At 57.2% G+C, this 20,793-nt stretch carries 20 protein-coding genes and 2 tRNA genes; 13 read left to right on the forward strand and 9 right to left on the reverse strand.

What is annotated here, in order from left to right:
- Positions 1-29: 29 nt before the first annotated feature.
- Both ACTRW9_RS01995 and ACTRW9_RS02000 read right to left on the reverse strand, forming a co-directional pair.
- Positions 30-106, reverse strand: a tRNA-Asp gene (locus ACTRW9_RS01995).
- 132 nt (positions 107-238) lie between these two features.
- Positions 239-314: transfer RNA gene (locus ACTRW9_RS02000), tRNA-Val, on the reverse strand.
- Between the two features lie 266 nt (positions 315-580).
- Here ACTRW9_RS02000 and ACTRW9_RS02005 point away from each other — a divergent pair.
- From ACTRW9_RS02005 to ACTRW9_RS02060, 12 genes are all read left to right on the forward strand, one after another.
- Positions 581-2,074, forward strand: coding sequence for a GAF domain-containing protein (locus ACTRW9_RS02005; RefSeq protein WP_442428102.1), 1,494 nt, complete (start codon positions 581-583; stop codon positions 2,072-2,074).
- A complete protein-coding gene (locus ACTRW9_RS02010) occupies positions 2,067-3,107 on the forward strand; it encodes a rod shape-determining protein (protein ID WP_442427560.1) in 1,041 nt (346 codons plus the stop codon). Before ACTRW9_RS02005 ends, ACTRW9_RS02010 begins: the two co-directional genes overlap by 8 nt.
- A 54-nt stretch (positions 3,108-3,161) precedes the next feature.
- Entirely contained in the window at positions 3,162-3,509 is a 348-nt protein-coding gene (locus ACTRW9_RS02015) for a hypothetical protein (RefSeq protein WP_442428103.1), read from the forward strand.
- A complete protein-coding gene (locus tag ACTRW9_RS02020; protein ID WP_442427562.1) occupies positions 3,503-3,802 on the forward strand; it encodes a 2Fe-2S iron-sulfur cluster-binding protein in 300 nt (99 codons plus the stop codon). Before ACTRW9_RS02015 ends, ACTRW9_RS02020 begins: the two co-directional genes overlap by 7 nt.
- A 115-nt stretch (positions 3,803-3,917) precedes the next feature.
- Entirely contained in the window at positions 3,918-4,373 is a 456-nt protein-coding gene (locus ACTRW9_RS02025; RefSeq protein ID WP_442427563.1) for a Mov34/MPN/PAD-1 family protein, read from the forward strand.
- A 49-nt stretch (positions 4,374-4,422) separates the two neighbouring features.
- Positions 4,423-4,677 carry a YfhL family 4Fe-4S dicluster ferredoxin gene (locus tag ACTRW9_RS02030; RefSeq protein WP_442427564.1) on the forward strand — a complete coding sequence of 85 codons (255 nt, stop codon included), beginning with the start codon at positions 4,423-4,425 and terminating at the stop codon, positions 4,675-4,677.
- Positions 4,678-4,740: 63 nt separating this feature from the next.
- Positions 4,741-4,962: a NifU family protein gene (locus ACTRW9_RS02035; protein ID WP_005008039.1), complete on the forward strand. Its 222-nt coding sequence runs from the start codon at positions 4,741-4,743 to the stop codon at positions 4,960-4,962.
- A gap of 45 nt (positions 4,963-5,007) precedes the next feature.
- A complete protein-coding gene (locus tag ACTRW9_RS02040; protein ID WP_442428104.1) occupies positions 5,008-5,601 on the forward strand; it encodes a peroxiredoxin family protein in 594 nt (197 codons plus the stop codon).
- A 19-nt stretch (positions 5,602-5,620) separates the two neighbouring features.
- A complete protein-coding gene (locus tag ACTRW9_RS02045; protein WP_442428105.1) occupies positions 5,621-7,420 on the forward strand; it encodes an SUMF1/EgtB/PvdO family nonheme iron enzyme in 1,800 nt (599 codons plus the stop codon).
- 85 nt (positions 7,421-7,505) lie between these two features.
- Positions 7,506-7,988: a hypothetical protein gene (locus ACTRW9_RS02050; protein ID WP_442428106.1), complete on the forward strand. Its 483-nt coding sequence runs from the start codon at positions 7,506-7,508 to the stop codon at positions 7,986-7,988.
- Between the two features lie 351 nt (positions 7,989-8,339).
- Positions 8,340-10,922 carry an ATP-binding protein gene (locus tag ACTRW9_RS02055; protein ID WP_442428107.1) on the forward strand — a complete coding sequence of 861 codons (2,583 nt, stop codon included), beginning with the start codon at positions 8,340-8,342 and terminating at the stop codon, positions 10,920-10,922.
- A 115-nt stretch (positions 10,923-11,037) separates the two neighbouring features.
- Positions 11,038-11,637, forward strand: a complete 600-nt coding sequence (locus ACTRW9_RS02060; RefSeq protein WP_442428108.1) for a GNAT family N-acetyltransferase — start codon at positions 11,038-11,040, stop codon at positions 11,635-11,637.
- Positions 11,638-11,654: 17 nt separating this feature from the next.
- On the opposite strand, the gene ACTRW9_RS02065 is transcribed toward ACTRW9_RS02060, so the two are convergent.
- The 7 genes from ACTRW9_RS02065 to ACTRW9_RS02095 all read right to left on the reverse strand — a co-directional run bounded on the left by ACTRW9_RS02065 (position 11,655) and on the right by ACTRW9_RS02095 (position 18,135).
- Positions 11,655-12,377 (reverse strand): formylglycine-generating enzyme family protein, encoded by a 723-nt coding sequence (locus ACTRW9_RS02065; protein WP_442428109.1) that lies wholly within the window; start codon positions 12,375-12,377, stop codon positions 11,655-11,657.
- Positions 12,377-13,141 (reverse strand): molybdopterin-dependent oxidoreductase, encoded by a 765-nt coding sequence (locus ACTRW9_RS02070; protein ID WP_442428110.1) that lies wholly within the window; start codon positions 13,139-13,141, stop codon positions 12,377-12,379. The genes ACTRW9_RS02065 and ACTRW9_RS02070 overlap by 1 nt, the downstream gene beginning before the upstream one ends.
- A gap of 16 nt (positions 13,142-13,157) precedes the next feature.
- Positions 13,158-13,964: a 4-hydroxy-tetrahydrodipicolinate reductase gene (gene dapB / locus ACTRW9_RS02075; protein WP_442428111.1), complete on the reverse strand. Its 807-nt coding sequence runs from the start codon at positions 13,962-13,964 to the stop codon at positions 13,158-13,160.
- A gap of 91 nt (positions 13,965-14,055) precedes the next feature.
- Complete coding sequence (dapA, locus tag ACTRW9_RS02080) at positions 14,056-14,931, reverse strand: 4-hydroxy-tetrahydrodipicolinate synthase (protein ID WP_442428112.1); 876 nt, start codon at positions 14,929-14,931, stop codon at positions 14,056-14,058.
- A gap of 27 nt (positions 14,932-14,958) precedes the next feature.
- Positions 14,959-15,768, reverse strand: coding sequence for a diaminopimelate epimerase (gene dapF / locus ACTRW9_RS02085; RefSeq protein ID WP_442428113.1), 810 nt, complete (start codon positions 15,766-15,768; stop codon positions 14,959-14,961).
- A 219-nt stretch (positions 15,769-15,987) separates the two neighbouring features.
- Positions 15,988-16,260 carry a hypothetical protein gene (locus ACTRW9_RS02090; protein ID WP_442428114.1) on the reverse strand — a complete coding sequence of 91 codons (273 nt, stop codon included), beginning with the start codon at positions 16,258-16,260 and terminating at the stop codon, positions 15,988-15,990.
- A gap of 60 nt (positions 16,261-16,320) precedes the next feature.
- On the reverse strand, positions 16,321-18,135 hold the full coding sequence (locus ACTRW9_RS02095; protein WP_442428115.1) for a B12-binding domain-containing radical SAM protein: 1,815 nt from the start codon (positions 18,133-18,135) through the stop codon (positions 16,321-16,323).
- A 430-nt stretch (positions 18,136-18,565) separates the two neighbouring features.
- Between ACTRW9_RS02095 and ACTRW9_RS02100 the strand changes: the two genes are divergently transcribed.
- Positions 18,566-20,755, forward strand: a complete 2,190-nt coding sequence (locus ACTRW9_RS02100; protein ID WP_442428116.1) for an NHL domain-containing protein — start codon at positions 18,566-18,568, stop codon at positions 20,753-20,755.
- Positions 20,756-20,793 lie beyond the last annotated feature (38 nt).

The raw sequence follows: 20,793 nt of genomic DNA on the forward strand, positions 1-20,793 counted from the left end.
TGGGCCGTGTTCACGGCCTGCAGAAAAAATGGCGGGGCCGACGAGACTCGAACTCGCGACCTCCGGCGTGACAGGCCGGCGTTCTAACCAACTGAACTACGACCCCGCTCTGGTGTCGTGGGGGGACGGGCCTTGTCCCCGGGTACTGCATGTCACAAGAATCCGGCGGCGGGAAAAATGGCGGCGGAAGGTGGATTCGGCACCCTTTTCCGGCCCCCGTCCCGGATTGCAAAAAAAATGGTGGGCTGAACAGGGCTCGAACCTGTGACCCTCGGCTTGTAAGGCCGATGCTCTCCCAGCTGAGCTATCAGCCCACGCTATGTTCCGGAATCATAACAAAAAATCCGTGCAAGAGGCTAGGAGTATATTCACCCCTTGAGTTTCTGTCAAGGTAATTGCACGGCAAACCAAACGCACATTCCACCGGGTCCGGTCCGCCATTTTTGCAAAACGATTGACACCCTCCCAGACGGGCTTTAAAATATTTATTTTAAATGGGTTATTGCAATCCAGGGCCACCTGAAACTGCGGACCGCCTTCCCAAAACCTGTTTTTTTTAACGCCGTCGGGTTCCGGAAAAATGCGGTCCGGGCTTTTGAACGGTGTCGAGTATCCAACACACTTCGTGACGGCGCGCCGCCCGCGCCGACGGGAACAAACCTGCGTCATGGCCACCGACAATCCACTGAACAACCTGATGGACATCATCTGCAACCTTGCCGATGCCTACACTGCGGCGCTGTTTGTCCTGCAACCGGATGCGGAAACCCTGACGCTCCGCGTGCATCAGTCGTTGAGCCCCCAGATTAAAATAGACGCGTCGTTCAAAATCGGACAGGGCCTGCTGGGCCGGGCGGCGTTCGACCTGAAACCGCTGGTCAAAGACTTCTCCCAGGAAGCCGCGCCGAAGCTGGAGCTCTACCGCAGGAAAGAGGATCTGAAATCCCTGTGGGCGATCCCGTTGATGGATGACGATGCCTTGAAGGGAATCCTGTACATCGACTCCAAGGAGCAGTACCGCGTGCCCACCAAGGTGCAGAAGATGATGACACCCCTCACCAGCCAGTTGTTGTGGCACCTGGAGCAGGAGACCGCACCGGTCTCGTTTGCGGGCGAGCCCGCGGATTTCGCAGCGCTCCTCAAGTGGTGCCGTTTCCTGGCGGAATCGCCGGACCTGCGGGCGTTGAGCGAGCGCTTCGTGCACATTCCGAAAAACATCATGCAGATGGACGCCCTCGCCGTCGTGTGGTTCGACGAAAACGGCGACGGACGCCTCGCCGCCTCGCGGGGCTGGGGTGCGGGCCTCAAGGACCTGCCGCTGGAACTGGGCACGGGCATCTGTGGACAGGCGGCGAAGTCCGGAAGCCCCGTTTTGATCGGCGATACCAGAAACCGTCCCTTCGTGTTGTTCGCCAAAAACGAAAACGTCGGTGCGTTCTCATCCATTCTCGCCGTGCCGATAAACTTCAGGCGCGACCCCGCCGGCGTGGTCCTCTGCGCCACCCAGCGTGTGGGCGGCCTGCAACCGGTGGACCTGGGGCGGCTGTTGTGGATGACCACCTTCGCCCTGCAATCCCCGGCGCTCGGCGCACAGGAAAGAGAAGACCCGCCAGCCCGGCGGTATCTGCACACGCCGCATTTCGCCGCCGTTCAGTCGGTCAGCGTGGAAGACGAAATCTTCAGTCCCGACCGCACGATCAGTATGCTGAGCATTCATTTCACCAACCTCGACGGCCTCGCCCGCAAGCAGGGATTCGAAGCCAGCGAGACCATTTTGAACGAAGCCGCCACGCGCCTGGCCCCGGTCCTGCCCCAGCCCAAGCTGCTCTTCAAGGCGGGGGAGACGACCCTGGCCGCGCTGCTGGTCAACGTGGATGGCGAACAGGCCCTGGCGCTGGAGCCGGAAATCCTGCAGGCGCTGGGAGAGCCCGTCTTTTCCAGCGGCGACACCCTGTACCGTCCGGATCTGGAATTCGGAATATCCGCTTATCCCGAGGACGGCGATCACCTGACCGCGTTGCTGGTGTCTTCCCTCACCCGCATCGCCCCCACCGGAGACAACGTGCATGCCTAGTTTATGGAGTCATCTCGTCAACCTGTTCACTTCGGACGTCGCCATGGACCTGGGCACGGCCAACACGCTGGTGTACGTACGGAACCAGGGCATCCTGCTCAACGAGCCGTCCATTGTCGCCGTCAGCAGCAACGGCGCGGGGGTTCAGCAGGTGGAGGCGGTGGGGCTGGAGGCCAAGCGCATGTATGGCCGGACCCACGCGAAATTGCAGGCCATCCGCCCGATGAAGGACGGCGTCATCGCCGACTTCGAGGTCACCAACAAGATGATTTCGTACTTCATCAAAAAAGTGCTGACCAATTACCGGCTGGTGAAGCCACGTATGGTGGTGGGCATCCCGACCTGCATCACGCAGGTGGAGAAAAAAGCCGTCATCGACGCCGCCCTTCTTTCCGGCGTGCGCGAAGTGTACCTGGTGGAAGAACCCATGGCCGCGGCCATCGGCGTGGGCATTCCGGTGCATCTGCCGGAGGGCAACATGGTGATCGACATCGGCGGCGGCACCTCCGATGTGGCGGTGACGTGTCTCTCCGCCATCGCCTACGGCGAGTCCATCCGCCTGGGCGGCGACGAGATGGACGAGGCCATCCAGCGCTACATGCGCCTCCAGCATCACCTCAACGTCGGTATCTTCGAGGCCGAGCGCGTGAAGATCGCCGTCGGCAGTGCGTATCCCCAACCCAAACCGCTGACCACGCAGGTACGCGGTCTGAACGTGAAGACCGGTGTGCCGACATCCATCCTGGTCAACGACGAGGAAATCCGTGAAGCATTGAAGGAACCGCTGGGGGCCATCACCGGCGCGGTGCTGAGAGCATTGGAGAAAACCCCGCCGGAGCTTTCCGGCGACATCTACACCAACGGCCTGTACCTGACCGGCGGCGGCGCCCTGATCCGCGGCCTGGACAAACTGCTGGAAGAAACCACCAGCCTCAAGGTCAACCAGCCGGAAGACCCCCTGCTCAGCATCGTGAAAGGCGCGGGGAAGGTCATCGACCAGTTCCGTGAGTTGAGAAAAGTTTGCATCAACTGAACCCCGTTTGGTATACAATGGCCTCGAACCTGCTGAAAAACGGTGAGATCGTTGATGACTGACCAGACCCCGGGTACCACGGGCACCCATTCCTGCATCCAGTGCGGCGCAAAAGTGGAAAGCCTGCCGACCGCCATCGAATACGAAGGTCAGGATGTGCACGTGTTCAACCCCGTTGTGTGCCGGTCCTGTCTGCTATCGATCTGCAAGACCCACTCAGTGGAATGCGCCAACTGCGGCGGCAAGATCCCCCCGTACACCCAGGTCGGGGTGCTGAAGGCCGACAATGGCGAACGCCAGTACGTGCACATGACCGTTGCCTGCACCACTGTGGGCAGCGCTTTTCACGGGTATCTGGGAAAAGGACATCTGGGTGATTTCGTACAGGTGGAAGCATGCTGACTGTTCATTTTGAAAAACAAAACCGCACCATAAAAGTGGAGCCGGGCACCAATCTGCGGGAAGCCGCGATTGGCAACAAAATCGGCATCTACCAGCATATTTTTAAAATTCTCAACTGCCGTGGACGTGGCCTGTGCTCCTCCTGCCGGGTGGAGATCACATCGGGAAACGTGGCGCCCCGTAACGAGGTGGAAGAGAACAACCTCAAAAAAGCGCTCACCAAAAATCCCAACCTGCGGCTGGCCTGCCAGATCAAGGTGGAAGACGATCTCGTGGTCCGCTCGCACGTTTAAAACGGTTGTGTCTGCAGGCCTTAGGACAACCACGAGGGCCATTTACGGACCCCGGAAACGCCCCAGAAATTCATTGACAAACCCCGATTTCGGGAACCAAAATAGGGAATAAATCATGATCTCACTGGCAGCCGACAAGCTGGAGGAAGCGCGCCAGCATGCGCTGGATGAGTATCCATACGAATGCTGTGGGATCATCATTGGAAAGCCCGATTCGGATAGAGAAGACATCCTTTTCCGGTGCACCAACATTCAGAACAAGTTGCACGAAAAGGATCCTGAAACATTTGTGCGGGACGCACGCACCGCCTTCTACATCGACCCCAAGGAGTTGATGGGGATCCTTCGCGAGGCGGAACAGAAAAAACTGGCGATCAAGTTGTTTTATCATTCCCATCCGGAACACGATGCATACTTTTCGGAGGAAGATAAGGCAATGGCCTTGTTCGACGGTCAGCCGACCTACCCCGAGGCCCGATACCTGGTGATTTCTGTGTATAATAGGGAAATACGGGATCAGGCGTTCTTTGAATGGGACCCCGATTCCCAATCGTTTGAAAAACGGGTTTGATACCCCGATTCATAAATAGCCTGCCTGAAATTGGCGGAGGAGTTACACCATGGCTTTGATGATCACCGAGGATTGTGTCAACTGCGGAGTCTGTGAACCCGAATGCCCGAATGAAGCCATCGCTGAAGGCGACGAAATCTACATCATCGACTGGGAGCGCTGCACCGAGTGTGTGGGCTGGTACGAAGAGCCTCAGTGCGTGGAGGTCTGCCCGGTGGACTGCATTCCCAAGGATCCGGAACACGATGAAACCGAGGAAGAGCTGCTCGAGAAGAAAAAAGCCCTCGTCGGCGACGAAGACTGATCCTCGGGTCCAGTCTCTGGACCCCAACCGCAATAACAAGGAACCGGAACCTTGGCTGATGAAATGAAAGATGAGGTCGAGTCCGTCCTCGACACCTTGCGACCGCAGCTCATGCAGGACGGTGGCAATGTGGAGCTGGTGGACATCGAAGATGGAATCGTGAAACTGCGCCTGGTGGGCTCATGCAGTTCCTGTTCCAGTTCCACGATGACCCTGAAAATGGGCATCGAACGCGCCTTGAAAAAAGCCATTCCCATGGTACGCTGTATAGAGGCGGTCGAGTAATTGGACACACACCGGGCCTGTCCCGGTCATCCCGTTTCATTGCGTATGCGTCAGGTAATTTCGACCCGGCCGCTGTGCCAGCCGGGTCGTTTTCATTTCAGGCACATTTTCTTCGGGCTTGTGGTTCTGCTAACAGCGGCGCTTTTGGTTTCCTCCCCCGCAGTGGCGGAATCGGACACCACCCCTGCGCCTCCATTCACCCTGAAATCCCTGGACGGCGGCGACCGCTCCCTCAAGGATTACCGTGGGCGCTACCTGCTTCTTAACTTCTGGGCCACGTGGTGCGGTCCGTGTAAAATGGAAATGCCTTCGCTGGAAGCCCTGCACCGCCGGTTTCAAGCGGAAAACCTGACCGTGCTCGGCATCTCCAATGACCCCTTTGGCAAACGGGTGGTCGAACCGTTCATGAATGCCTACAACCTGACGTTTCCCGTCCTGCTCGACCCCAAGCAGGAAATCAGCAAACAGTACGGCGTGCACAGCCTGCCGACCTCTTTTCTGATCGATCCCGAAGGCCGGATTCTGGGAGTGCTGGCCGGTGCGGAAGACTGGTCCAAGCCGGAAACCATCGCCTACTTCATGGACCTCTTGAAAGTTCAACAGGGCGCTCCGCTTAAAAGCTCCACTTCCGGACCCTGATGCCGTTCTCCTACCGGACATGACCGTGCGCACATTCATCACACATCTGATCTGCTTCCTGTGCCTCACTGCCGCGCCCGCCTTCGCGCATGAGGATGGCCAGCCGGACCGCCCGCTGGAGGGCGACATGGTGCACATTCCCGCCGGGCAGTTCGTCTTCGGCACCGACAAGGTGGACAAGACCGGTGATCTGCTGGCGGTCGGCGTCCCCAAACCTCTGTACAAAGACGAGCAACCCCTGCAGAAACCCTTCCTCAAAGGGTTTTACATCGATCGCCATGAAGTGACGAACCGCCGTTACAAACAATACGTGGACGCCCTCGGCGCGGTGTCGCCGGATTACTGGGAAAACGGCACTTATCCCGCAGGTGAAGGCGATTTGCCGGTGGTCTGGGTATCGTGGTACGACGCCTCCAATTTCTGCGACTGGGCGGGGAAGCGACTGCCCACGGAAAAGGAATGGGAACGCGCCGCACGCGGAACCGATGGGCGCGAATACCCGTGGGGCAATGAGTTCGACGCAACCAGGGCGAACCTGCCCAAAAACTCGCGCACGAAATTGAAACTGCACAAAGTCGGCTCGCATCCGGAAGGCGCCACTCCCGAAGGCGTGCACGATCTGGTCGGCAACGTGTGGGAATGGGTGGCGGACGATTACAATGGATACAAAGGCAATGACAATCAATTGACCGGGTTCGGTCAGGGGCAGAAGGTTTTGCGCGGCCACTCCGCGGCCAACACCGGGCACTTTCCCGGCGGTTTTTATGACATCGTGTTGAAAGAGTTTGCGCGTGCGGGTTACCGGCAGTACACCCCGCCGGACTCGATGGGACCGGATGTCGGTTTCCGCTGTGCCAGCAACCACGCGCCGAAGCATTACAAGGAAACCACCCAGGCCGCGTTTTCCAACACGCCCTCCGACAACAACGCATCCGGGTCCAATCCTTTCGGCAACAGCGGAGATTCGCCTTTCGGCTCGTCCAGTGACGCCTCTTCTGAAAGCGGCAGTCTGTTTTCCGCCAGCGCGTCCAATCCTTTCCAGCCCGAATCCACCCTGCCGAAAGCCAACATCCTCCTGCTGAGCATTCTGTCCTTTCTGGCGGGATTGTTCAGTTTTCTGTCTCCGTGCACCCTGCCGATCCTGCCCGCGTACTTTGCCGTCACTGCGCAGACCACGCGGGCACGCATGACGCTCAACTCCTTTGCGTTTTTCTGCGGGCTGGCGTCGTTGTTCATCCTGATGGGGGCATCGGCCAGTTTTCTCGGAAGCCTGCTTCGTGACTACCTGTTTTCGCTGACCACCTGGGGCGGAGTCCTGGTTTTGATCTTCGGGGTGATGACCCTCTTCGGCAAGGGATTTTCCGGGGCGACGTTTCAGAACGCACCGGCTTCGACCTTCATCGGGTATTTTCTGTTCGGCGCAACCTTCGCCATGGGCTGGACCCCCTGCGTGGGGCCGATCCTGTCCGGCATCCTGATCCTTGCCGCTTCGGAAAAAACCATTCTTCAGGGCATGACACTGTTGTTCTTTTTCGCTGTGGGGCTGGGCATGCCGCTGGTCATCCTGTCGGCGTTCTGCAGTCACCTGAGCAAGGACAGCTGGTTCTGGCGCATGCTGCGCGGCAAGGGCTGGAACATACAATTGGGCAGCCGCACGTTTCTTCTGCACTCGACCAACCTGTTCAGCGGCCTGCTGTTGATCGGCCTGGGTTACGCTCTGGCCGCGGGCTACCTGACTTACTTCAACAGCATGATCCCGATCGAACTGCAAATCTGGTTCAGCGGCTTCGAGGAAAAGGTGGTGGAATGGCTGTCGTGACCTGACTTTAAGGGACCCTACTTGAACCGTACCTGTTCAAGCCGCTAACATGAAAACCCGATCGCATTCTGGAGTATCCAACCCGATGACCCGATTTTTTACATTGATTGCGTTGATCACGACTTTGCTTTTGAACGCGTGCACGCATGTCGAGTCCACCACACACAAGCGTTGGAGCGAGCATCGCAACACCGTGTTCCTGAACCACCTGACGGAAAACCGGAATGCGTTCGCCGAGCCCGGCCTCAAGCTGAAACTGGCACTGGAGGAGGAGTTTCGCAACTCCCTGTACATCGTCGCTCTCGAACCCGAAGACGCCCGGTGGGAGCTGAAGTTCAAGATCGACCGCTATTCATCGGGAAGCCGCTGGGGTCGGTTTTTCAGTTTCGGGCTGAGCGATTCGGCGGAGGCACACATGGTGGTCAAGTTCGCACTCATGGGAGAGCAGGGCATGCTGGGCGCGTGGGAAGTGCACACACAAGTCAGCGGTGGCATGCTCGGAGGCTCGGAACGTCAGTTATACAAAATGGCGGCGAAGCAGATCCGCCAGCATCTGCGCGGGTACTGAAGCGCCCGCGCAAAACCCTTGCCAGATTCTGTTTTCCCGATTGCAATTTTATGATTCAATCGGGATTGGGGAGGGTTGCGCAAATGGGAGCCAGGGAGCCCTGAGCGCCGATGATCCACCCCCTGGATGAAAGGAGGTGATCCATTGTCTAGTCACTGTACAATGGGAGCCTCCGGTTTGAAATGACCCAACCGGTCGTTTCTTCTGGAGACTCTCCAACAGGACTGAAAGCCCCACCTCCCGGGTGGGGCTTTCTTTTTCCCGGAAGTGGATAAAGACTTCGCTTTTCGGATTTTCACTTTAAAATAATAAGGGAGGAATTTATCGCAAATTTTCATTTCAAGAGCGGTTATGAAATTCTGGAAACACATTTCCCTCCGGCATAAACTGATCGCCATCATAATGCTGACCAGTACCGTGGCCCTGTTGCTCGCGGTCATTGGCCTCAGCATCCACGACGTACTGACCTTTCGCAACACGCAAACCCGGGAACTCGCAAGTCTGGCGCAGATCCTGGGGGCCCACAGCACCGCCTCCCTGCGGTTTCAAGATTCCCAGACCGGGTTTGAACTGTTGCAGGCCCTCAAAACGGATTCCCGTATTGTCTCCGCGGCTTTATATGACAAACAGGGCAACCTGTTTTCCCATTACCATCGGCAGGGAAAGGGGCCTGAAACATTCCCTCGCCCGCCCCCTGAAAGCTCGGCGGAATTCCACAGGGACGACAAAATCGATTTGTTCCGCCCCGTAATGGCGAATGGAGAACAAATTGGCACGTTGTACCTCCAGTCGGACACCAACCTGCTTACGGAGCGTCTTCAGCATTACGCCGTTGTATCGGGAATCGTATTCGCACTCTCCCTGCTGGTTTCTTTTCTCATTTCCGCCCGGGTGCAAAGCACGGTTTCCGCACCAATTCTTCATCTCGCGGAAATCGTGAACCGCGTTTCCAAGGAACAGAATTTTTCAATTCGGGTTGAAAGGGACCGGGAAGACGAATTGGGTTTTCTCGTCAACCAGTTCAACGTCATGCTGGGTCAGATCCAGGAGCGCGACCAGGCCCTGCTTCAGGCGCACGAAGAGCTGGAAGCGAAGGTTGAAGAACGCACCCGCGACCTGCAACATGAAATAGAGATACGCGAAAAGTCGGAGAACGCCCTCCGCGAAAGCGAACAACGCCTGCAGAACGTTCTCGATTACGCGACGCCCCTGGTTTACATGAAAGACCTGCAACGCCGCTTTCTCCTGGTCAACCATCAGTTTGTGAATCTGTTCGGGCTTTCCAATGAAGAAGTGCGCGGAAAAACCTCGGAAGAAATTTTTGATCGGGATCTCTTGGACCAGTTTTTCCTCAAGGAGGAAGACATTTTTCAGACCGGTCAATCCGTGGAAACCGAGGAGCTGGTGATTCAAAACAGCACCACCGAAACCTACCTTTCGGTCAAATTTCCCCTGCGGGATTCAAACAACGAAATTTACGGTCTTTGTGCCTTGTGCACCAACATCACCGAACGCAAACAGTTCGAAATCCAGCTGCAACAGGCCAAAGCGGCCGCGGAGGCGGCGAACATGGCGAAAAGCACCTTCATCGCCAACATGAGTCATGAAATACGCACGCCGCTGAATGCCATCCTGGGTTACTCGCAGATCCTGCAACGCGATCAAAGGCTCGACCCAGAACAACGGAAAGCGGTGGAAACCATCATCTCCAGCGGAAGCAACCTGCTGGCTCTCATCAGCGACATCCTCGACATCTCAAAAATCGAAGCAGGCCGAATGGAATTGCAACCCGCTCCTTTCAGCCTGGATATGCTTCTCGACCACCTGATCTCCATGTTCAAATTGCGTAGCGAACAAAAAGGACTGGAACTGAAAGTCACTCCTCCTCCACAGGAAAAGACCGTGGTGTTTGGTGATGAGGCGAAACTCAAGCAGGTCCTCATCAATCTCATCAGCAACGCCATCAAGTTCACCCACCAGGGGAGCATCCGCATTTCCGTCATACCGGAGAACAACCATTTTTATAAATTTGAAGTGGCTGACACCGGACAGGGCATTCGCCCGGAAGACCTGCAGTCGATTTTCGACCCTTTCCGGCAGGGAGACCAGGGGATCAAGTCGGGAGGGACGGGGCTGGGCCTGGCCATCGCACGCAAACAGGTGATTTTGCTGGGTTCCGACTTGAAGGTGGAGTCTGAGGTCGGAGAAGGGACCCGCTTCGAATTTACAGTCAAGCTGCCCACCCCGACCCAGGAGGTGAAACCCGCCCAGGATATGTTTCAGTTTGTTTCCCGGTTGGAGGAAGGCCAGCACATCACCGCACTCGTTGCCGATGACGTGGAGGAAAACCGGGAAGTCCTGTGCCGGTTCCTGAAAAGTATCGGCGTGACGACCATAGAGGCGGAAGATGGCCTAGAAGCCCTGGAAAGAACCCGGGAACACCTTCCCGACATCATTTTCATGGACATTCGCATGCCAAAAATGGACGGCACCCGCGCCATTCAGGAAATCATCCGGGAATTCGGCAATGACCGCTTCAAAATTGTGGTCATCACCGCTTCAGCGCTGGAACATGAGATAGAGCGGTTCCTCCAGCTTGGATGCCACGACATCATCCTGAAACCGTTCCGCACGCAGGAGGTGTTCAATTCCCTGAAAAAGCTTCTCGATGTCACCTTTGAATACCACGAGAAAATAAAACCCGAAGTCGAGCAGAAAATACCGGACGACTATTCGCATTTTGTGGTTCCGGAAGAACTGTTGAAAAATCTGCGGGACGCGGCGGAGTTCTACAACATCACTCAGCTTAAAAAATACCTCGAAGACCTGGAAGGCGACAGCCGCGAACTGGCCACCCACCTGAAATCGTACATACATACCTACGACATGGAAGGCATCCTCAAAATTCTCGATCAGGTTCAGGTTGAAAACTGATTGTAATTTGCCTTCTTAAAAAACGCTCCTGAAAATATCGGATTGACCCCGGTTGGCAAACAATTCCGAGCCTTTATACTGAAGATAATTCCAAACTTGTGAGCAAGAACGGATTGTGAAAGACGAAACCTTAAATTTCGAGGCAGGTCAATCGGTGGAAAGCCGGGTGGCGACCTATCCCCAGATGCGGGTGCTGGAAGGAGACATGGTCACTTTCAAGCGCTTCCGCTTCCTGGAACCGGGACTGGTGAGCCTGCTGGATTCCAACCCGACAGCCCTGGAAAACCACCACAAGGTACTTGTCCTTGTATACAAAAACGATCCACTGGGCTGCATTTCGCTCGTCCATCTACCCCGCACAGATACACTCAATCGCGTCTTTTATAACGCACGACTGGACCTCGTGATCGTTGCCAATGGCTTTCGTGGAATGGGAATCGGCCGTTCGATGATGCTCATGGGCATGTACTACCTGCTGGAAACGCTGGGCGACTCCCTTCAATCCATCAGCGCCGCGACACCTCATCCCGCGGCGGACCGGGTTTTACAAAGCCTGGAATTCACCCTCCTTCCTTCACAGGATGGATCCCTGCACCGGACGCTGGATTTAAAGGGACTGGACCGGCCCGGCCTGCTTCACGTCATCCGCGACAAAACCGACGAATCGCTCAAACGCATGTATTACACCCTGCGCCGTCTGGTCTTCAAACCCTGATTCTTCCCGCTCGTTTTTCAAACATCCTTAGCACAACGAAATCCCAGAAAATTGTAGCGCGCTCCCGGGTCCATGTGATTTCGATGCCAGGTGGGAGTGAAATCGATCTTGAGGTGGCTTTGTAAAAGACCGCCGCGGATCACCTTGAAACGGCCCTGTTCCGAACCCGGCATCCCGTTGTAATCGTAATCCGTGGAAGTCCATTCCCATACATTGTGCCCCATGCCGTACACGCCGTAGGGACTGATCCATTCGTCCCGCCTGTCCACCGGTTCCGGTAAAAACCCGGAAAAGCCGTTGTTGGGATGCGGCTGGAAATTGAGCCACGGCCACTTTCTGCGATCCGTGCCCCGAGCCGCTTTTTCCCATTCCTGTTCCGTCGGCAGGCGTTTTCCCGCCCACTCACAAAAGGCGCGGGCATGATCGTAATCAACCAGTACCCTGGGAAGTTTCGCGCGACTGGAGTCCACCCTGTAACTGGAATCGAACCGGCTGTACTCACCCCGTGTCACTTCATAGCGGTCAATGAGGTAGGCGGGGAGCTTCACACGTTTGCCGAGGGCGGTTTTGGGGTCGGAGGGGTCGCCGAAAACGAACTCGCCTTCGGGAATATAAACCATGTTTTCGGGAACGGTGACACCCGGCGGCACGGTGACCTCGATCTGCTCGACGGAGTTGTCGGAGCAGGCAGTGGCAACACACCATACCAGAACTCCCAGCAGGCCGCGTGTCCGGATCATCAGCCTTTCCGTCGGGTATCGGGTCGCTTGTCGAAGAAGTGAAACACCTCGCCGCCGTTGATGGGCAGGGGCTTTTTGTTGAAATCGAGGGGATGGTCGATGCCCGGCTGGATGGTGCCGTCCACGGAGTAGGGTCCGAAATCGGCCCAGTAGTTGCGCTTGCGGTCATCGGTGAACTCGATGCCGGTGATGTACTTGATGTTTTTGTAACCGTACTTGAACGGCGCAATGAGCCGCAGGGGAAACCCGTGATTGGGGGAAAGCGCCGAGCCGTTCATGCGCAGGACCAAAAGCACCCGGTCGCGTAGCAACTCGTTGATGGTGTAGCTTTCGTAATACGAATCCGCCGAGGAAAACGCGACGTACTTCGCCTCCGGTTTCGGCTTCACCTTATCAATGATCTCGCTCATGTGGAAGCCTTCCCATTCCGCTTTCGCCGACCAGCATTCCACGCACTTGAGGCGCGAGGTCTGCCTGATCATCTTGAAGCCGAACAGGTCCTCGTATTGGAATGCAGTGGGGTTGTCCACCAGTCCCCGGACCGACAGCGCCCATTCGTTCATGTTGACACCGGGAAACGGGTTGGCACTGCGGATGTAAAACCCCGGAACATCGCGGTTCTGGATGTAATGGGAGGGGAATCGTTCGTCGTTCTGGAACTGCACCGTGCCTTCGGACTTTTTGGGCCACAAGGCGGCCAGCGCCGAAAGCGAAAACGCTTTCAGGAAGACACGTCGGTCCAGTTTGAAGTTCATGCCCGGCATGATGTGTTTCCTTCAATCAATCCCGCAAACCGAGTACGTCCTGCATGTCGTACAAACCCGGCTTCTGGTTGACCACCCACTCGGCCGCGCGCACGGAACCCCGCGCAAACGTCTGGCGGCTTTGCGCCCGGTGGGCCAATTCCAGCGTTTCCCCCATGCCGCCGAACAGCACGCGGTGTTCTCCGATGATGTCGCCCGCCCTCAGGGTGTGCACGCCGATTTCCTTTTCACCGCGGCCGTCGCTGAAACCCTTCCGGCCGTACACGCCGACCTCATCGAGGTTGCGCTCCAGCGCCTCGGCGACGATTTCCGAGATGCGTACGGCAGTACCACTCGGCGCGTCTTTCTTGAACTTGTGGTGCGCCTCGACGATTTCCACGTCGTACGCGTCGCCCAGCACGCGCGCCACTTCGCCGGCGATCTTGAACAACACGTTGACCCCGATGCTCATGTTGGGCGCAAGCACGCAACGGATGCTTTTGGCGGCCTGTTCGATCTCGCGTTTCTGCTCGGCGGAAAACCCCGTGGTGCCGAACACCACCGCTTTCTTTTTCGCCGTCACCGCTTTCAGCGTGCCCATGCTGACTTCCGGCAGAGTGAAGTCGATGATCACATCGCACGCCTCCGCCAGTGCAGCAACATCGTTGGTCAAAGCGACATTTTTTTTATTCAGTCCGGCCAGCTCGCCCAGATCGCGGCCCAGATCCGGAGAGCCCGCCGCTTCCGTGCCGCCACCCAGTTCGACACCCTGGGTGTCTTCAATACTTGCGATGATGTTGCGTCCCATACGGCCGGCGGCGCCGACCACACCCACTTTGATCAAGGTATGTCTCCTGTTCGGGTTTTCAATTCTATTGGACAATAACCTCCCACGCCTTTGCAAGCGGAATCCGGGAGGGTTCGGGGATGCGCTGTTAAAGGAGGGAGTATTGCTTCAGGGTGGCTTTCAGCCGCTCCATGTGCTCGCTGGACAGCTTCGCCAAAGGCGGGCGCAGCTCATCCGAGATCATGCCCATCAGCCACAGGGCCGCCTTCACCGGCACCGGGTTGGTGTCCATGAACAGGGCGTCGTTGAGCGCCATGAGTTCGTAGTGCAGTTGCCGCGCGGTTTTCATGTCCGCGTCGGCGGAACTTTTGCAGAGCGCCGCCATTTTTTCCGGCACCACATTGGCGGTGACGGAAATCACGCCCTTGCCGCCGACCGCGAGGATCGGCCACAGCAGACCGTCGTCACCGGACAGCACAACGAAATCATCGCCGCAACGCTCCACCACTTCGCTGATCTGCATCAGGTCGCCGGAGGCCTCCTTGATGCCTACGATATTTTTATGTTCCTTCGCCAGCCGCTCCACCGTCGGGGGAAGCATGTTGACGGAGGTGCGCCCCGGCACGTTGTACAGAATGATCGGCAGGCTCGTCTCTTTCGCCACAGCGGTGAAATGCTGGTACAGCCCTTCCTGCGACGGCTTGTTGTAATAAGGCGTGATGAGGAGCGATCCGTCGGCGCCGATCTTCTCGGCGTGCCGGGTGAGTTCGATCGCCTCGGCGGTGGAGTTGGAACCGGTTCCCGCCAGCACCGGGATTTTGCCCTTGCACACCTCGACCGCCTGCCGGATCACCTGGTGGTGTTCTTCGTGGGTCAGGGTGGCGGATTCACCGGTGGTGCCGCAGGGCACCACGCCCTGGGTTCCGTGGTCGATATGGAACCGGAGCAGTTTTTCAAATGCCTGCTCATCCACCCTGCCGTTTTTGAACGGCGTGACGATGGCAACGAGGGAGCCTTCAAACATGTTGGATTCCGTAGGGTTGAGGTTGGATCAGAGTTCGACGATGGTTCCTTCGAACGTCAGCTTGGTCAGGCCTTCCAGGAACACCGTGGGCAAACTGTTGTCATTGGGCTCGATATGCACTTTCAACACTTCTCCCCCGCGTGTCTCGACCTCTACGGGAGACGGGATCTCGAACCGCTTGGATGCGATGAGGGCGGAGGCCACCACGCCGGTACCGCAGGCGAGCGTTTCCCCCTCGACCCCACGCTCGTAGGTGCGGACCTTGAGCCCGCCGTTCTGCCTCTGCACCAGGTCGACGTTGGTGCCTGCCGGGGCGAACACGGTGTGGTACCGGATGTTCCGGCCGACGGTGGTCACGTCTTCCTTCTCCACGTCCTCGGAGAAGACGATGGCGTGCGGAACCCCGGTGTTGACGCTGTCCACCTTGTAGTGGACCCCTTCGAATTCGATGTCGAGCCCCTCCTGCAAATGCTCCGGCGGGGTCAATTTCACTTTCACAAGCGGGCTGTTGACCTGCGCGCTGATGATGCCCGCCACGGTTTCGAACGTATGGGACTTCGGGGCGATGCCTTTCTCAAACGCGTAACGCGCCACACAGCGGCCGCCATTGCCGCACATCTCCGCGGACGAGCCATCGCTGTTGTAGAAATCCCACTTGTAGTCGGCGCGGTCGGTGTTTTCGATGAAAATCACCCCGTCGGCGCCGACGGAGTCCTTCACGCGGCAGACCTTTTCCACAAAATCGCGCTTGATGGTATCCGCCACCACGCCGTCGCGGTTGTCTATAATGACAAAGTCGTTGCCGCTTCCACTCATTTTGGTGAAGGGGATATTCATTTGGAAACCTTGCAAAAGAGTTGTTTCATTTAGGATGCAGGTACTGCCACGAAGGATTCAATCCGGTGGGAGCAAGGGGAGTTTAGCACACGGCCGGGGGAGGAATCAAACAACCGGGCAGACACTCGTTCGCGAACGGCCCCCCCATGCAGGATCGGAAAAACCGTATGGAACCCGGCTTGCGGGGGCCGGGTTCCACACTCTATTTCTGAACTGCGCTCAGTCGTCTTTCTGCGTGACGCGCTTCAACGCTTCCACCAGAACGGGACGCCTGTCCTCCACATCCGTCTTTTCCTGCTGGTAAAAATTGAGCACGCAGTTGATGTAGGAAATCGATCCTTCCGGCCAGCCCATGGAGAGGCATCCGGTACCGTACTTTTTATTGACCTTCCGCGCCTCTCCCATCGAGTTGTCCACGTCTTCCGGGTTGACCGGCGCCGTGGCGCAACCCACCATTCCCAGAAACAAAACCGCACAAATCCAGTGTCTCATGTGCCCTCGCTTTCCTCTTTCAATAGAGAACGTTGTTGGTGATCCCGGTGAGGTTCCGTTCTATACCATGCCGACGGGGTTGTTGTAAACGGCGGGACGCTGGTCGGGGCGGACGTGCAGTTGCGTGAGTTCGTTGGTCCCGAAGCGATCCACGTACAAAAAGATGTATTCGCGCACCGCCGTACGGAGATCCCATTTGGGATCGTGGTCACGTTCAAACTCGTCGAACACTTCCAGCGCCTCCTGGATGCTCAATCCCTCATCGACAGTGAAATAATAATCGAGAGCCAGATCCCATTCAGGATTCTTGTACGCCGTCAGGCCGTACTTTTCCGGCTCCATGGCCACCGGACTGAAACGGCCGAGAACGAAAGTCATGAATCCCAGGGAGTGAATGTGCTCACGGTTTTCATGGCAGAAGCGTTTGCTGTCCTCCGCCTCTTCAGGTTTTTCTCCCGGAAAGCCGAAAAAGCCCATGATGTGGTTCCAGATGCCGAACTTCGACGACATGCGCAGGTTGGTGCGGATGGCATCCAGCTTCGTCGCCTTGTCCATGAGGTCGAGGACCCGCTTGTTGCCGGACTCGTAACCGAAATGCAGATAGCGGCACCCGGATTCCGCCGCAACCCGCCACACCTCCTCATCCAGCAGGGTTTCCTCGAAGCGCATGTGCGTCGTCCATGCAATGTCGATCTTATTGTCGATCAGAGACCTCGACAGCTTGCGGAACAGGGCCGGCGGGTACGATTCGTCGGTGAAATGGAAATACCGGTTGCCGTATTTGTTCTGGAGGAATCGGATCTCCTCGGTGATCTGGCCGATCTGCTTGGTGCGATAACCTTCGACGTACCCCTGGAAGTGATCGCAGAAAGTGCACTTGCCCCAGTAACAGCCGCGTGTGGCCAGGTACGGCAGGATGAGTCGCGGCACGAAGTATTTCTCCAGCGGCAGGCCGTCGAAATCCGGCGGAGGCAACTTGTCCATGTCCTCGGCAAACACATCCTTGTTTTTCTGCAGGCCGTGTTCGGTACGGCAGATGAGGTTGGGCAGGTGGGTGAGATCGGTTTCGCCCGCGTCCAGCGCATCGACCAGTTTCAGGAACGCGCTTTCTCCTTCATACAGCACCGCCGTATCCACGAACTGGAACAGGTCGCCTTTTTCCATGAGCGCGTCGCGCAGCCGGGTGACGATGTTGCCGCCGATGGTGATGTGCGTGCTGGGGGCCTGCTCCTTGATCAGCTTTGCGAACGTAAACGTGGAGATGAGTTGCTTCTGCTGGACAATGGAGATGCCCACAACATCGGGTTTTTCCTGCTCGATGACATCTGCCAGTAAGAATCGGTACACATCCCGGTATACGTTGATTTGAGTGTCATCCAATGCCTCCAGGATTTCCGACGACATGAACGGCTTGTAAACCAGTTCCGTTTCAATGGGGGGAAAACAAATCTGGGCGGGATAATAGCCGAGGCTGATATAGGCCATCGTCGTATGCAGGATATGGGTTGCCCATTCCAGCTTGTCGATGTCGTAAAAATCCTCACACCGAAGAATACGCTTGGCCTCGGTCACGTCGCGAATGAGGGCCTGCAGGCTGGATTCGTCCCACACCTCCAATTGCCGGCGAAGTTCCCCTTCCTCTTGGTCCAGGCCGCGCTGGTCGGCCACCACCTGCAGGTGACGGAGCTCAAAATCGATGCGGTTCTGCACGTGTCGCAGGAACCGTTCGCTGAACATGAGGTCGTACATGTCCACATTGATGTCGCGTTGGATCACCTCGTGCCCGGCCGGGCGCAGGACGGATGTCAGGGCGGGCAGGCTGAGGTACGGCTCCGAGGGAAGCCAGTCCGGTGGAAATATAAGAAGTACTTTCATAATACGCTAAGCTTTCTTCCTACCTTAAATAACCATACGGGATGCCTCGTTTCGCGTGAAATCCATCATATCATTTTTCCCGAACCGATCCCATGCTTTCCACAACTTTTGATCCGCAGTGAGGATTGCACCGACCCACCCTGCGCAAAACCCACAAATTCCGTTGACATCAGGGGGCGGCTCCGTATAATCCGTTAAAATTCCAATATTCAAGAGAGTTACAGGATTTGCGCCCGGGTTGATTGGGGGCCACTCCCCAGAAAACTGACGGGCATTTTAATCTTGAGAATCTCTTGATCCGGTGCAACATTCACCGGTCAGCCAAACAGGAATTTGAGGGGTGCCCTCCGGCGCCGGGAAAGTGATACTCTGGGTCATTACTCAAAAAGAAGGACCCCCTCGGGTCCGTAATTTCAAAACGAGGTTTTGCATGACACCAACACTCCGAACCGCCTTTTATGCCGGCCTGTGTATGCTGGCAGCCGTTTTTCTGATACCTCCTGCGGGAGAGGCGAAAATCGGCAAGCCCCGGAAGGCCACCAACGTTTCCATTTCGCTGGTTGATGGAATCGCGGTGGCACCCAACGGGGATGTTTATATCTCCCGCCGCTCACACAACATCGTGAGCAAGATCGATCAAAATGGAACTCTCACCAACGTGGTGGGAACCGGCGTATCCGGCTACAGCGGCGACGGCGGCCCGGCCACGGCGGCAACGCTGAAAGTTCCGGCGGGTCTCACCTTCGACAAGGAAGGCAACCTGTACATCGCCGACCGCGAAAACCACGTCGTGCGCAAGGTGGACGCAAACGGCATCATCACCACCTTCGCCGGTACCGGGGAAGCGGGTTACAGCGGCGACAACGGACCGGCCACCAAGGCGGCTCTGAACCTGCCTTCGGACATGGCGGTGGACCACAACGGCAACCTGTTCATCTCCGACCGGTCCAACAACGTCATCCGCAAGGTGGATCGCAACGGCACCATCACCACCTACGCCGGAACGGGCAACGAAGGTTACAATGGCGACAACATGCCTGCCCTCCGCACCAACCTGGACAAACCCTTCGGGCTGGCGGTGGACAAGCAAGGCAACCTGTACATTGCCGACCGTGGCAACAACCGCGTCCGCAAGGTGGACGCGGACTCCGGCCTGATGAGCACCATCGGGGGCGACGGCGGCTTTTTCTTCATCGGGGACAACGGCCCCGCCTATCGGGCGAGCATTGCAGGTCCGACGGACGTGGCCGTTGACGATGAAGGAAACGTTTACGTTGCCGACCGCAACAACAACCGCATCCGCAAAATCAACACGCTGGGCATGATCCGCACCGTCATGGGCACGGGACAGCAGGATTACAACGGCGACGCGGAAGTGGCGCGTGAAACCAACCTGCATCTGCCTTTTGCCCTCACGCTTGATAACAACGGCGATCTGCTGGTGGTGGACCGGTCGCATTACCGCATCCGCAAGATGTACCAGAAGGGAAGCCGCGTGGAGACCATCGCCGGCAACGGTGTGAAGAACTTCGCAGGGGACAACGGCCCCGCCACCGGCGCCAATCTGGAGTTTCCGCATGGCATCGTGGTGGACAAGCACGACAATGTCATATTCGCGGACAAGGGCCATTACCGGATCCGCCAGGTGGATCCGGAAGGCGTCATTTCCACCATCGTGGGCAACGGCATCCGAGGCAACATCGGTGACAACGGTCCCGCGCTGGAAGCATCGGTATTCCCCACCATCCTGGAGCTGAACCATAAGGATGAAATCTTCTTCTTAAGTCCCAGCGGATTCGTCAGCCTCATCCGCAAAGTTGACAACAACGGAATCATCAGCCTTCTGATTTCCACCGGCGACCAGGACTACCAAAAGGCCGTCATGCAGGCGGGCTACACTGGCCGGTCGTCGCATTCGGAGATCACCATCATTACGCAGTTCTCCGGTCTGGCGTTTGACAAGGAAGGAAACCTGTACGTTTCCGACCGCATCAATCACCAGATCCGCAAGGTGACACCCGAAGGCAAAATCATCACCATCGCCGGTAACGGGAACTCCGATTACACGGGTGATAACGGACCTGCCAAGCATGCGTCCTTCCGGGACCCGCAGTCCCTGACCATGGACAAGGAAGGCAACCTCTACATCGGAGACACCGCCAACAACGTGATCCGAAAGATCGATAAGAACGGCATCGTCACCACTTACGCCGGCAACGGCAACCACGAGTACAGTGGCGACGGCGGTCCGGCGCTGGAAGCCGGGTTCAAGTCGATTGGCGACATCGTCTTCAGCCCTTCCGGTGAATTGCATGTGGTCGAAACCGGAAACCACACGGTCCGCAAGATAACCCGCGATGGAAAAGTCGAACGGGTTGCCGGGCGGGCGGGAGTCCAGGGATTGTTTGGCGACGGTGGAAAGGCGACGGAAGCCATGCTCAAGCAACCGGCATGCATCGCTTTTGATTCCAAGGGAAACCTGTACATCACCGACATGGGCAACAACCGCATCCGCAAGGTGGACACCAACGGCATCATCACCACTCTTGCAGGCCGCGGCAGCTTCGGCTGGGGATATGAGGGGGAAGAGGTCAACATCTACTTCCAAAACTTCCCGTGACGCCCACCGCAATCGAAAACGGATTGCGGAACGCGGAA

The organism is Nitrospina sp. 32_T5, assembly GCF_052156635.1.
Lineage (GTDB): Bacteria > Nitrospinota > Nitrospinia > Nitrospinales > Nitrospinaceae > Nitrospina.